The following is a 12456-nucleotide window of genomic DNA, read 5'->3' as shown; positions in this document are numbered from 1 at the left end:
CTTGGGGAGGCCTACATCGCCTTTCCAAGCAGAAATGGCAACTGGCGGGGACCTCTCACCGTGCCCTGCGACCAGGTCACCGTGCCTGCCGGATCGAGCCGGAAGTCCGGAATCCGCTTCAGCCATTCCTCCAACGCAACCTGCATCTCCATTCTTGCAAGGTTGGAGCCGACGCAGCGGTGGATGCCGAGGCCGAAGGCGGCGTGGCGGTTCTCCCGGCGGTCAATCACGACTTTGTCAGCCTCTGGAAACATCCTGGGGTCGCGGTTGGCGGCCGGGAAGGACAGCAGCACCATGTTGCCCGCCTTGACCGGGCAGCCCGAGATCGTGGTTTCCTTGACCACCTCGCGGGCCATCGTCACCGGCGAATAGGCCCGCAGCAGCTCCTCCACCGCGTTGGGGATCAGCCCGGGCTCGGCGATCAGGCGCTCGCGGTCGGCGGGCGTCCGGGCGAGGTGCCAGAGCGAGGAGCCGATCGCGCTCCAGGTGGTGTCGATGCCGGCGATCAGCAGCAGGCGCAGCGAGCCCAGCACGTGAGACTCTTCCAGCGGCTGGCCTTCCTTGTCCCTGGCATTCATCAGATAGGAGATGAGATCGTCGGTCGGCCTCGATCTGCGCTCCTCGATATGCGTCCTGAAATAGGCGCTCATCTCCTGAACGGCCTGGAGCAGCTTGCTCTCGTCCTTGATGCCGAGTTCGAGGATCATGTGGATCCAGTTGATGAAGAGGTCGCTGTCGCTCTCGGGGATGCCGAGCATGTGGGCGATGGCCTGGACCGGGATGTATTTGGCGTAGCGCGCAGCCGCATCGACCTTGCCGTCGCCGATGAATCCGTCGATCAGCTCGTTGCAGATCGCGCGCATCCGCGGCTCGAGCTTCTTCATCGCATCCGGCGTGAACGGCGGCAGCAGCAATTGCTTGGCGGGCTTGTGCACGGGCGGATCGGAGGTGATCGGCGGGGCCGCGTTCCTGGCGACCTCGGGCCTGATATCGCGGACGATGATGCGGCGTGAGGAGAAATGCTCGGTGTCGTTGGCGATCTCGCGCACGGCGTCATAGGTCGTCGGCATGTAGCAGCCGAGGAAACGTTCGGTATGCACCACCGGGCTCGCGGCGCGTAGTTCCTCCCAGATCGGGAAGGGATCGTCGGTCCATTGCGGATCGGTGTGGTCGAAATCGTTGACCCAGTCGGTCACAGGCGGATGGGCGGCGGGCTGGCTGACGTCGGACATGTCGAATCCCTTGAGGCTCGTGTTCGCTGAAAGCACGCGGTCGCGGCGGGGCCGCGCTACTCCTCGATCACATCGATCGCGATTTCCGGGCAGTTGGATTTGGCAAGCCAGGCCTTGTCTTCGAGACCGGGCGGAACGACGCCGTCGCCGGCCTCATGGGCGTTGCCGTATTCGTCGAGCTCGAACAACTCGGGCGCCAGCGCCTTGCAGCGGGCGTGGCCCTGGCATTTGTCGGGATCGACGTGAACCCTCAGTCGCTCTGTCATGGCGGCTTCCTCGGTCGTGTGCGCGGGGGCCCGAAGGCCGGCGCGTTCCTCATGTCAATTTATCGGCGGCATTTGCCGCCTGCTTTAAGTTATATGCTATTACATTCGCGACGGGCTTTCCCTGTCAAGCGCAAACTTATAGGCTTCGCCGTAACATGCGTTCACAACTCGCTCGCAAGCCTGAGAACACCTACCACCACGGCGATCTCCGCGACGCCTTGATCAAGGCGGCGTTGCGCGAGGCGGAGCAGGGCGGCGCCGAGGCGATCAGCATCAAGGCGCTTGCCAAGCAGCTCGGCGTCTCGCAGCCGGCGCCGTATCGGCATTTTGCCGACCGTGATGCGCTGCTAACGGCGGTGACGGCGGAGGCGTTCCGGCAGTTTAGTGCACTTCTGCGCGAGGCGGTGGCGAAGCCCTCGAAGCAATCGAAACTGTCGCGGCTGGCGCAAGCCACGCTCGATTTCGGTCTGCGCCGCAACGGCATCTATCGCCTGATGTTCGCCTCCCGCACCGTGTCATGCGCGGCCGAGGGCAGCGAGTTGCACGAGGCCTCGCGCGAGACATTTGGGCTCGTGATCGAAGCCCTGGAAGCGCCGGCGGTCGGCTTCTTGCGCGAGCGGCAGGCGCTGAAGATCTGGGCCGCGCTGCACGGCGTGGTGATGCTGGCCGAGCAGGGCCTGTTCACAGGCGAGGCCGCGCATGCCACGCGCGAGGAGCTGGTCGAGGATTTCGTCAACGAAACGAAGGCCGCGCTCGCGGTCGCGATCAAGGACGCGCAGCGCCGAAAGAAGACCGGCGCCTAGACCTTTGCTTTCAGCATCCTCATCAGCTTGTCGACCGCGCTGTCCGGGGTTGTCACGACCGGGCGGCTGGTGACCTCGGCGACCAGCGGGGCTGTCGCCGCGATGCTGAACTGTGCCAGCGCGATGACGTCGCAATCGCGCAAATCACGCGAGGCCTCCGCGATCAGCCGGTCATGCTTGGCACGGTCGCCGCGGTCGAGCGCGGCGAGCGCGCCTTCAGCGAGTTTCGGCACAACCTGGACGGAGGCCGGAAACTCCGGCGGCATCGAGGCCAGAGTCGGCGGGAAGGTCGAGAGCAGGCCGATCTTCTTGCCCATCGTCACCGCGCGCTCGATCATGGCCTCATTGGGCTTGAGCACCGGCATCGGTGCATGGGCGCGCGCCACGGCCTCGATGCAGGGGCCGAAGGCCGAGCAGGTGAACAGGATTCCGTTCGCTCCCGTTGCCGCCGCATAGTCGCCGAGCGCGAGGAAGCGCTCGGTCATGGCGTCGTTGAGCGCACCGTCGCGAGCCAGATCCGCCGACAGGCTGTCGTCGAGCAGGTTCATCAGCCGCGCCTCCGGCCACGCCTTTGCGAACGCCGCCTCGATCGGGGCGATGGAGTGCTTGAGGGCGTGGATCAGGGCGATGCGAGGAGACGTGGTCATTGGAGGTGACTACCTGGCAGGTCTCGTGCCCCGGACGCAGCGCGGCACGAAGTGATGCGCTGCAGAGCCGGGGCCCATACTTTTAGGGCGTCGAAAGTCATGGCCTTCGGGGTCCCGGCTCTGCGCAGCAGCGTTGCACGCTGCAGCGCGTCCGGGACACGAGAGACATTTACTTGAACGGCACGGCGTACATCAAGCCACCCTTGCTCCAGAGGCCGTTGAGGCCGCGCTCGAGCTTGAGCGGGCTCGCCTTGCCGACATTGCGCTCATAGATCTCGCCGTAATTGCCGGTGGCCTTGATCGCGGTGACCAGCCATTTGTTGTCGAGCCCAAGCCGCGAGCCGAGGTCGCCGGAGGCGCCGAGCAGCCGCTGGATCGCGGGCGTCTGCGACTTCGCCATCTCCTCGACATTGGCTTGTGTGACGCCGAGCTCCTCGGCCTCGATCAGGCCGTAATGCAGCCAGGTGATGATGTCGCTCCAGACCTCGTCGCCGTTGCGGGTGAAGGGGCCGAGCGGCTCCTTGCTGATGGTCTGCGGCAGCACGACATAGTCGGCCGGGTTCGGCGCAGCCGTGGTCACGGCTCCGGCAAGCGCGGAGGCGTCCTGGGTCATGGCATCGCAGCGGCCGCCGAAGAAGGTCTGGTACATGGTGTCGACGCGGTCGAACACCAGCGGCTTCCAGTCGATGCCGTTGGCGCGGCCGTAATCGCCGAGCGTGACCTCATGCGTGGTGCCCTGCGCGACGCAGACGGTGGCACCCTTGAGGTCCTTGATCTCCTTCACGCCGAGGTCCTTCTTCACGACAAAGCCCTGGCCGTCGTAGAAATTGACCGGACCCTGGCGCAGGCCCAGCGTGACACCGCGCAGATATGTCTGCGTCGAGTTGCGGTAGAGCACGTCGATCTCGCCCGATTGCAGCGCCGTGAAGCGGTTCTGCGCGGTCAGCGAGACGTAGCGCACCTTGTTGGCATCGCCGAGCACGCCGGCCGCGAGCGCACGGCAGTAATCGACGTCGAGACCTTTGTAGTTGCCTTGCGAGTCCGGCGCCGAGAAGCCGGCAAAGCCGGCACTGACGCCGCACACCAGCGTGCCGCGGCTCTTTACCGTGTCGAGCGTCGCAGCCGAAGCCGCAACCGTCGATGCTGCGAGCATGCTCGCCGCGATAACCACTTTCCTCATCATGCTACTCCCCTCAGTGATTGACACTACGCAACAATTTGTCGACGGCAGTGCCGAGCTTGTCGACGATCAGGTCGATCTCGTCAGCCGAAGCGATATAGGGCGGCGCCAGCAGCACATGGTCGCCGCGGACGCCGTCCACGGTGCCGCCGCCGGGATAGCAGCCGAGCCCGTTGGCGAAGGCCTCCGCCTTGATCTTCTGGTTGAGCTTGAGCGCCGGATCGAACGAGGTGCGCGTCGCGCGATCGGCGACCAGCTCGATCGACCAGAACAGCCCGCGCCCCCTGATATCGCCGATATGGCGGTGATTGCCGAAGCGTTCGGTCAGCCGCTGCTCGAGCTGCTTGCCGCGCTGGTTCACTTGCTCAAGCAGATTGTCGTCGCGGATCACGTCCTGCACCGCGAGCGCGGCCGCGCAGGCGAGGGGATGCGCCAGATAGGTGTGGCCGTGCTGGAACGCACCGGAGCCTGAGCGGATCGTGTCGATGATCTTGCCGCTCGCGAGCATCGCACCGATCGGCTGATAGCCGCCACCGAGCCCCTTCGCGATCGCCTGGATGTCTGGCGCGACGCCCTCCTGCTCCCAGGCATGCGTGGTACCGGTCCTGCCCATGCCGCACATGACTTCATCCAGGATCAGCAGCGCGCCGTGCCGGTCGCAGATCTCGCGCACCGCTTTGAAGTAGCCGTCCGGAGCGGTCACGGCACCGGCGGTGGCGCCGACGACGGGCTCGGCGAGGAACGCCGCAACGGTGCTCGGGCCGAGCCGCTGGAATTCGGCTTCGAGTTCCGCCGCCAGCCGCGCCACGAACTGCGCATCCGACTCGCCCTCGTGCTTCTCGTGATAGGCAAAGGCCGGCGTCACATGGCTGAAGGCCACCGAGAGCAGCGGCGCATAGGGCGCACGCCGCCAGGCATTGCCGCCGGCGGCGAGTGCGCCGAGCGTGTTGCCGTGATAGCTCTGCCGCCGCGCGATGAAATGCTGCCGCTGCGGTTCGCCGCGCTCGATAAAGTATTGCCGCGCGAGCTTGATGCTGGCCTCGATCGCCTCAGACCCGCCGCTGACGAAATAGGCGTAGGCGAGGCCGCCGGGCTCGTGCCCGACCAGCCTGTCGGCAAGCGCCTCGGCCGGCTCGGATGAGAAGAAGGCGGTGTGCGCATAGGCCAGCGTCGAAGCCTGTTTCGCCATCGCCGCGATCACGCGCGGATGCTGATGGCCGAGGCAGGAGACCGCTGCCCCGCCCGACGCGTCGATGATGCGCCGTCCGTCCTCGGCAAAGAGATAGACGCCTTCGCCGCCGATCGCCTTGGGCGGCGTTTCGCGGAGCGATCGATGCAGCACGCGGCTGGTGCGAGTGCTCATGGTCAACCTTTCTCTGGGACGTAAGTGGAAGCCGCGGCGAGCCGCGCCTCGGTACTTTCCAGGCGTTTCTTCGCGGCTGTGCCGCCGAGCGAAAACGTCACCGCGGCGAGCGACTGCGCAATCGCGATGGCGCCGGTGAGGCTCGGAAAGAAGCCGGGAGAGGAGGCCGCCTCGAACAGCAGCACATGGTCGGCACCCTCGGCCATCGGCGCCGAGAGGCTGTCCGCGATGGCGATCAGCGTTGCGCCACTGTGATGAGCGGCTTGTGCAACGCGGACGCTCGCATGTGTGTAAGGCAGAAAGCCGATGACGATGACGGCTTCACCTGGCCGGAAGGCGCCGAGATCGAGATCGTCGGGGCCGGACGCGCCGACGAGTTGCACCTGCTCGGGGCGGAACAGCCGCAGCTCGTAGTTCAGCAATTCCGCGACGCTGCGGCAGCTTCGGTAGCCGGTGATCCAGATCCGCTTGGCGTCGTGTAGCGCGCGGGCCGCTTCCGCAATCGGCTGCGCCGGGATGCGCGGAAGGCCGGCGGCTTCGGCCTCGAGCTTGTCCGCGACGAGCGCGACATCCGCGTTCGGGCCGGGGCGGCGGCTCTTGGCGCGGCCGGAGAAGGGCGAGGTCGGTGACGGCCGTCGCGCTTCCGTCAGCGCCGCGCGCAATGCGTCCCAGCCGGAATAGCCGATCGCCTTGGCGAGCCGCGTGAAAGCCGCAGGATCGGCGCCGGCCTCCGCGGCAAGGTCGCGCATCGAACGGGTGGTGGCGTCGTAGTCATTGGCCGCGACGAAGCGCCCGACTTCCTGCAACCGCATCGGGAGCGATGGCAGTGCAATGCGCAGTTCGCTCAGGGGCGAGGATTTCGCTGGCTCGGCCATGAAACATTTGTTGCATGAATTAGAGTTTGGTGCAACAGTTGACGTGCGCTGCCGGAAATCGCTGCATTTCGAGAAGGATTTTTGTGCTGTGACCGCCGATCTTCCCAGACCGCCGCCGCGCCGCCGCTTCCTCGCGCCCGGGCCCAACGAATTGAAGGGGCTGTTCTGGCAGGTTCTCGTCGTCGGGATCGTCGTCGCCGTCATCGCCTTCCTCTGGTCCAACACCGTCACCAATCTCACGGCTCGTCGCATCACGACAGGCTTCGCCTTTCTCGGTCGCGAAGCCGGCATGCCGATCGCCGACAGCCTGCTCGCCTACAGTCCGAGAGACAGCTACCTCTGGGCCTTCGTCGTCGGCATTGCCAACACGCTGCGCGTCGCCGTGATCGGCATCGTGCTCGCGACGATCCTGGGCACGTTGATCGGCATTTCGCGGCTGTCGGCCAACTGGCTGCTGTCGCGGCTCGCGGCGGTCTATGTCGAAACCCTCCGCGACATCCCCCTGCTGCTCCAGCTTCTGTTCTGGTACGTGCTGATGCAGACGCTGCCGGCTGCACGCGCGGCGTTCAGGCCTGTCGAGGGCGTGTTTCTCTCCAATCGCGGCCTGATCCTGCCGGCCATTCCGGTTGGTTCGCCGCAGCTTTGGGTGCTCGGCGCAGCGGTGCTGGGGCTTGCCGCGTTCTTTCTGATCCAGCGGTGGCTGATCGCGCAGCAGATGCGGGACGGCAAGCCGAGGCCGGCCTGGCCCTTTGCGGTCGGCCTTGTCCTCGCGCTGCCGGCGGCGGTGTCCGTGGCGCTTGGCGTGCCCTGGACGATCGAATGGCCGGAACTGCGCGGCTTCAATTTCGTCGGTGGGCTGACGCTTGCGCCGGAATACTTTGCGCTGCTGATCGCGCTCGTCACCTACACCTCAGCCTTCATCGCCGAGATCGTGCGCAGCGGCATTCAGTCGGTGCCGCGCGGCCAGTGGGACGCCGCCAACGCGCTCGGCCTGCGCCGCAGCTTCATGCTGCGGCAGATCATCCTGCCACAGGCGCTGCGCGTCATCGTGCCGCCGATGACGAGCCAGTATCTCAATTTGACCAAGAACTCCTCGCTTGCGGTCGCGATCGGCTACCAGGACGTGGTCTCGGTCGCCAACACCACGCTGAACCAGACCGGGCAGGCGATCGAGGCGATCGCGCTGATCATGGCGGTGTTTTTGACCATCAGCCTCGGCATCAGCTTCTTCATGAACTGGTATAATTCGCGCATCGCGCTGGTGGAGCGCTGAGCATGACGGCGATCACGGACATTCCTGACGCACCGCGCGCCGCCCGCCGCCCGCAGATGGGAAATCCGGTGCTGCGCTGGCTCCGAACCAATCTGTTCTCGTCGATCCCGAACGGTATCCTCTCGGTCGTGCTTCTGGCTGTGCTCGCCAAGGGCGTCTTCAGCTTTGTGCAATGGGGTATCGCCAATGCAGTCTGGTTGACACCGGCGAATGACTCCAGTGCGTGCCGTGCCGTGCGCGGCCTTGGCGCCTGCTGGGCGATCATCCCGGAAAAGTACCGCTTCATCCTGTTCGGCACCTATCCGTTCGACGAGCAGTGGCGGCCGGCGCTGTCGGTGGTGCTGTTCATCGCGCTGTTCTATCTCTCCAGCCGCCGTGCCTTCTGGCGACGCGAGCTGGTCTATCTCTGGATCGGTGCGCTGGCGCTGATCAGCGTGCTGATGTGGGGCGGCGTGCTCGGCCTCTCCTTTGTCTCGCAGGACCGCTGGGGCGGATTGCCGGTGACGCTGATCCTGGCGACGTTCGGTCTTGCATTCGGCTTCCCGCTCGGCATCCTCGTCGCGCTCGGCCGGCGCTCGAAACTGCCGGCGATCCGCTCGCTCAGCGTGCTCTATGTCGAGCTGATCCGCGGCGTGCCGCTGGTGAGCCTGCTGTTCATGGCGAGCGTGATGTTTCCGCTGTTCATGCCCAGCGGATTCAACATCGACAAGCTGCTGCGCGCCCAGGTCGCGATCATCCTGTTCGCAGGCGCCTATCTTGCCGAAGTCATTCGCGGCGGCCTCCAGGCCGTGCCGCGCGGACAGTATGAGGCTGCCGACGCGCTCGGGCTGTCCTATTGGCGCAAGCACCGTCTGATCGTGCTGCCGCAGGCGATCCGCCACGTCATCCCGCCGCTGGTCAACACGTTCATTGCCTTTTTCAAGGATACCAGCCTCGTCCTGATCATCGGTATCTTCGACCTGCTGACCACGGCCAAGACCGCGATCATCGATCCCGCGTGGCAGCAGTTTTCGGTCGAGGTCTACATCTTCGTCGCCGCGATCTACTTTGTCTTTTGTTTTGCGATGTCGCGCTACAGCCGTGGCCTGGAGGCGACGAGCGCGAGGTAGGGCATCTCGTGTCCCGGACAAGGTGCAGCGCGAAAGCGCTGCGCCGCAGAGCCGGGACCCAGAAGATGCACGGGAAGTCATTGAGACATGGGCCCCGGCTCTGCAGCGCACCGCCGAAGAGGCGCTGCGCTGCGTCCGGGGCGCGCGAGTGAGGCTACTTCTTCACCTTCGGATCGATCGGCGTATTGCCGCGCAGGCCCAGAATATCCTCCAGCACCTTCGCACCCGCAATCACCTGCGCATCCGCGCGCGGAGCGCCGACGATCTGCACGCCGACCGGCAGGCCAGACGCCGTGAAGCCGCAGGGCAGCGAGAGCGCAGGGCAGCAGGCCAGCGTGATGGCGTAGACGATGCCGAGCCACTCGACGTAATTGTCGAACCGCTTGCCGGCGCATTCGGCGACGTAGCGGTGCTCGATCGGGAAGGGCGGCACGATCGTGGTCGGCACCAGCAGCAGGTCGTAACTCCTGAAGAACTCGATCGCACGGGCGGTCATGCCGACGCGCTGCGCCTCGGCGCGCGCAAGCTGCTCGACGGTGAGCTTCAGGCCCTCCTCGATGTTCCAGATCACCTCGGGCTTGAGCAGGTCGCGCTTGGTGCGCAGCAAATTGGCCTTGGTGATCGCAAAATCGAAAGCGCGCAGCACGTGGAAGCATTCATGCGCCTCGCGCCAGTCCGGATGCGCCTCCTCGACGATGGCGCCGGCCTCCGCGAAGCGCTCGGCCGCCTTGCGGGTGATCGCCTTGACCTCGGGATCGACAGGCGTGATGCCGAGATCGGGTGAATAGGCGATGCGCTTCGGCTTCCTGCCCGTTTGTGCTGCCGACAGGAACGAGGTTGCAGGCGCCGGCAGCGACAGTGGATCGTCCGCATAGTCGCCGCTCATGGCATCCAGCAGCAGTGCAAGATCCTCGACGTTGCGCGCCATCGGCCCGACGACGCCGAGATTGCGATCAATGCCCGACTTGGGCGTGTGCGCGACCCGGCCGATGCTCGGCCGCATGCCGACGACCCCGCAGAAGGCCGCGGGGCTGCGCAAGGAGCCACCCATGTCGGAGCCCTGTGCGAGCCAGGCCATGCCGGTGGCAAGCGCCACGGCTGCGCCGCCGGAGGAGCCGGCCGCCGACTTGGTCGTATCCCAGGGATTGAGCGTCGCACCGAACACCTCGTTGAAGGTGTTGGCGCCGGCGCCGAATTCCGGCGTGTTGGATTTGGCGTAGACGACCGCGCCATTGGCCTCGAGGTTCTCGACCATGAGGTCGGATTTTGCGGGGATGTTATCCCTAAAGATCGGCGAGCCCTGCGTGTTCAGGACGCCGGCAACATCGGTAAGATCCTTGATCGGCACCGGCAATCCTGCGAGCAGTCCGCGCGCGCCGGCCGGCTTCTGCATCAACGCCTTTGCATTGGTTCGCGCGCGATCGAAGCACAGCGTAGGCAGCGCGTTGACCTTCCCGTCGACCTCTTTGATGCGCTTCTCCAGCACATCCAGTAGTTCGAGCGGCGAGACGTCGCCGGAGCGCAGCTTGTCGACGACGGTGCAGGCGGTTTCGCGGATCAGGTCTTGAGACAACTATTTTGCTCCTCTGTTACCAAGCATTCCGTCATTGCGAGCGCAGCGAAGCAATCCAGAGTCTTTCCGCGGTGGGATTCTGGATTGCTTGCTGCGCTCGCAATGATGCGGATAGAGTTAACCCCAGCCCGCGCTGATGCCGCCATCCACGGTATAGATCACACCCGACGTATAGCCGGCGCGATCCGACGCCAGGAACGCCATGAGATCGCCGATCTCGCGCGCATGCGCGGGGCGGCCGAGCGGCAGGCTTTTCTGGAATTCCTTGTAGCGGCTTTCGTCGCCGAACTGGTGCTTCGCGCGCGTCTTGAGCAGCGTGACGTGGCGATCGGTGCCGACCGGGCCGGGATTGATGCCGACCACGCGGATATTGTCCGCAAGGCTCTTGCCCCCGAGCGCGCGGGTGAAGGCCATCAGCGCGGCATTGCCAGCGCTGCCGCAGATGTAGTTGGCGTCGAATTTCTCGCCGGCAGCACCAATGTCGTTGACGATGACGCCGCCGCCCTTTGCTTTCATCTGCGCGTAGATCTGCCGCGTCAGGTTGATGTAGCCGAACACTTTCAATTCCCAGGCGTGCCGCCAGGTGACCTCGTCGATCTTGTCGATCGACCCGCCCGGGATGTCGCCGGCATTGTTGACGAGAATGTCGATGTCGGCGGCCTCCCTGGCGAGCCGCGCCAAATCCTCTGCGTTGCGCAAGTCGACGATGCTCGTCGCGGCATCGATCTGGTGTGCGGAGCGCAGGCGATCGGCGAGCGCCTTGAGCTGCTCGCCATTGCGGGCGGCGAGCAGGAGATGCGCGCCTTCCTCGGCAAACGCCTCGGCGGCGGCTGCGCCAATGCCTTTGGACGCGCCCGTGATCAGGACACGCTTGCCACGCAGATGCAGATCCATGGGGTTACTCGCTCGGTGGGAACAGGATGAAATCAGTAGGCGCTCGGCCGCGCCATGGTCAACATTGCAGTGCAGCGTTGCACTGCCGCCGAGTTTGGTCCATTGCAGTGCGGTCAAAAAGACGGCGGCTGCCGGACCAACCAAGGACGTTCTCGATGAGCAAGAAACAATACCGGATCGCGGTCATTCCCGGCGATGGCATCGGCAAGGAAGTGATGCCCGAGGGCCTGCGCGTTTTGGAGGCAGCAGCCAAGAAGCATGGCGTGTCCCTGCATTTCGATCATTTCGATTTCTCGTCCTGGGACTATTACGAGAAGCATGGGCAGATGATGCCCGACGACTGGAAAGAGAAGATCGGCAAGCACGACGCGATCTACTTTGGCGCGGTCGGCTGGCCGGCGAAGATTCCGGATCACGTCTCGCTGTGGGGCTCGCTGATCAAGTTCCGCCGCGAGTTTGACCAGTATGTGAACCTGCGCCCGGTGCGGCTGATGCCCGGCGTGCCGTCGCCGCTGGCGGGCCGCAAGCCCGGCGATATCGATTTCTGGGTGGTGCGCGAGAACACCGAAGGCGAATATTCCTCCGTCGGCGGCCGCATGTTTCCGGACACCGATCGCGAGTTCGTGACGCAGCAGACGGTGATGACCCGCACCGGTGTCGACCGTATCCTGAAGTTCGCTTTCGAGCTCGCCCAGTCGCGACCGAAGAAGCATTTGACCTCGGCGACCAAGTCGAACGGCATCTCCATCACCATGCCCTATTGGGACGAGCGCGTGGAGGCGATGGCCAAGAAGTTTCCGGGCGTGAAGTGGGACAAGTACCATATCGACATTCTCACCGCGAACTTCGTGCTGCACCCGGACTGGTTCGACGTCGTGGTCGGCTCCAACCTGTTCGGCGACATCCTCTCCGATCTCGGTCCGGCCTGTACCGGCACGATCGGCATCGCGCCGTCGGGCAACATCAATCCCGAGGGCGATTTCCCCTCGGTGTTCGAGCCGGTGCATGGCTCGGCGCCTGACATCGCGGGGCAGGGCATTGCCAACCCGATCGGTGCGATCTGGTCGGGCGCGATGATGCTCGACCATCTCGGCGAGAAGGTCGCCGGCAAATCGATCGTCGAGGCGATCGAGCGCACGCTCGCCGAGCGCACGCTGCGCACCAAGGACCTCGGCGGCAACGCCGACACGACGGCCTGCGGCAAGGCGGTCGCGGAGATGGTGGACTAAGCCGAGTTACCA

Annotated in this window: 12 protein-coding genes; 4 read left to right on the top strand and 8 right to left on the bottom strand. The window is 65.2% G+C overall.

Annotated features, from left to right (window positions below):
- Nucleotides 1-11: 11 nt before the first annotated feature.
- Both AC1RR3_RS05875 and AC1RR3_RS05870 read right to left on the bottom strand, forming a co-directional pair.
- Entirely contained in the window at nt 12-1232 is a 1221-nt protein-coding gene (locus AC1RR3_RS05875) for a cytochrome P450 (RefSeq protein WP_492820307.1), read from the bottom strand.
- A gap of 56 nt (nt 1233-1288) precedes the next feature.
- Nucleotides 1289-1498: a ferredoxin gene (locus tag AC1RR3_RS05870; RefSeq protein ID WP_027558597.1), complete on the bottom strand. Its 210-nt coding sequence runs from the start codon at nt 1496-1498 to the stop codon at nt 1289-1291.
- A gap of 155 nt (nt 1499-1653) precedes the next feature.
- On the opposite strand from AC1RR3_RS05870, the gene AC1RR3_RS05865 reads away from it, so the two are divergent.
- Nucleotides 1654-2301 (top strand): TetR/AcrR family transcriptional regulator, encoded by a 648-nt coding sequence (locus AC1RR3_RS05865; protein ID WP_492820304.1) that lies wholly within the window; start codon nt 1654-1656, stop codon nt 2299-2301.
- Here the strand turns inward: AC1RR3_RS05865 and AC1RR3_RS05860 are convergent.
- The 4 genes from AC1RR3_RS05860 to AC1RR3_RS05845 form a co-directional block, all read right to left on the bottom strand.
- A complete protein-coding gene (locus AC1RR3_RS05860) occupies nt 2298-2948 on the bottom strand; it encodes an arylsulfatase (protein ID WP_492820302.1) in 651 nt (216 codons plus the stop codon). The two genes, AC1RR3_RS05865 and AC1RR3_RS05860, sit on opposite strands and share 4 nt — an antisense overlap.
- A 169-nt stretch (nt 2949-3117) precedes the next feature.
- On the bottom strand, nt 3118-4131 hold the full coding sequence (locus AC1RR3_RS05855) for an amino acid ABC transporter substrate-binding protein (RefSeq protein WP_492820300.1): 1014 nt from the start codon (nt 4129-4131) through the stop codon (nt 3118-3120).
- A gap of 10 nt (nt 4132-4141) precedes the next feature.
- Nucleotides 4142-5491 carry an aspartate aminotransferase family protein gene (locus AC1RR3_RS05850; protein WP_492820298.1) on the bottom strand — a complete coding sequence of 450 codons (1350 nt, stop codon included), beginning with the start codon at nt 5489-5491 and terminating at the stop codon, nt 4142-4144.
- Between the two features lie 2 nt (nt 5492-5493).
- Nucleotides 5494-6366, bottom strand: a complete 873-nt coding sequence (locus AC1RR3_RS05845; RefSeq protein ID WP_492820296.1) for a MurR/RpiR family transcriptional regulator — start codon at nt 6364-6366, stop codon at nt 5494-5496.
- 88 nt (nt 6367-6454) lie between these two features.
- On the opposite strand from AC1RR3_RS05845, the gene AC1RR3_RS05840 reads away from it, so the two are divergent.
- Both AC1RR3_RS05840 and AC1RR3_RS05835 read left to right on the top strand, forming a co-directional pair.
- Complete coding sequence (locus AC1RR3_RS05840) at nt 6455-7639, top strand: amino acid ABC transporter permease (RefSeq protein WP_492820294.1); 1185 nt, start codon at nt 6455-6457, stop codon at nt 7637-7639.
- A 2-nt stretch (nt 7640-7641) separates the two neighbouring features.
- Nucleotides 7642-8748: an amino acid ABC transporter permease gene (locus AC1RR3_RS05835; RefSeq protein ID WP_492820292.1), complete on the top strand. Its 1107-nt coding sequence runs from the start codon at nt 7642-7644 to the stop codon at nt 8746-8748.
- Between the two features lie 154 nt (nt 8749-8902).
- Here the strand turns inward: AC1RR3_RS05835 and AC1RR3_RS05830 are convergent, their stop codons facing one another.
- Together AC1RR3_RS05830 and AC1RR3_RS05825 are read right to left on the bottom strand one after the other, a co-directional pair.
- A complete protein-coding gene (locus AC1RR3_RS05830) occupies nt 8903-10321 on the bottom strand; it encodes an amidase (protein ID WP_492820290.1) in 1419 nt (472 codons plus the stop codon).
- A 117-nt stretch (nt 10322-10438) separates the two neighbouring features.
- Nucleotides 10439-11215 (bottom strand): SDR family oxidoreductase, encoded by a 777-nt coding sequence (locus AC1RR3_RS05825; RefSeq protein WP_492820288.1) that lies wholly within the window; start codon nt 11213-11215, stop codon nt 10439-10441.
- A 155-nt stretch (nt 11216-11370) separates the two neighbouring features.
- Here AC1RR3_RS05825 and AC1RR3_RS05820 point away from each other — a divergent pair, with 155 nt between their 5' ends.
- A complete protein-coding gene (locus AC1RR3_RS05820; protein WP_492820286.1) occupies nt 11371-12444 on the top strand; it encodes a tartrate dehydrogenase in 1074 nt (357 codons plus the stop codon).
- Nucleotides 12445-12456 lie beyond the last annotated feature (12 nt).

Source organism: Bradyrhizobium sp. GW821-FHT13H05 (genome assembly GCF_058804065.1).
Note: the sequence above shows the minus strand (reverse complement) of the source record. Positions and strands in the feature narration are given on the sequence as shown.

Coding starts and splice junctions, on each gene's coding strand:
- AC1RR3_RS05825 (WP_492820288.1), bottom strand. CDS start 11,215: ATGGATCTGCATCTGCGTGGCAAGCGTGTCCTGATCACGGGCGCGTCC.
- AC1RR3_RS05870 (WP_027558597.1), bottom strand. CDS start 1,498: ATGACAGAGCGACTGAGGGTTCACGTCGATCCCGACAAATGCCAGGGC.
- AC1RR3_RS05865 (WP_492820304.1), top strand. CDS start 1,654: ATGCGTTCACAACTCGCTCGCAAGCCTGAGAACACCTACCACCACGGC.
- AC1RR3_RS05855 (WP_492820300.1), bottom strand. CDS start 4,131: ATGATGAGGAAAGTGGTTATCGCGGCGAGCATGCTCGCAGCATCGACG.
- AC1RR3_RS05820 (WP_492820286.1), top strand. CDS start 11,371: ATGAGCAAGAAACAATACCGGATCGCGGTCATTCCCGGCGATGGCATC.
- AC1RR3_RS05850 (WP_492820298.1), bottom strand. CDS start 5,491: ATGAGCACTCGCACCAGCCGCGTGCTGCATCGATCGCTCCGCGAAACG.
- AC1RR3_RS05845 (WP_492820296.1), bottom strand. CDS start 6,366: ATGGCCGAGCCAGCGAAATCCTCGCCCCTGAGCGAACTGCGCATTGCA.
- AC1RR3_RS05860 (WP_492820302.1), bottom strand. CDS start 2,948: ATGACCACGTCTCCTCGCATCGCCCTGATCCACGCCCTCAAGCACTCC.
- AC1RR3_RS05875 (WP_492820307.1), bottom strand. CDS start 1,232: ATGTCCGACGTCAGCCAGCCCGCCGCCCATCCGCCTGTGACCGACTGG.
- AC1RR3_RS05835 (WP_492820292.1), top strand. CDS start 7,642: ATGACGGCGATCACGGACATTCCTGACGCACCGCGCGCCGCCCGCCGC.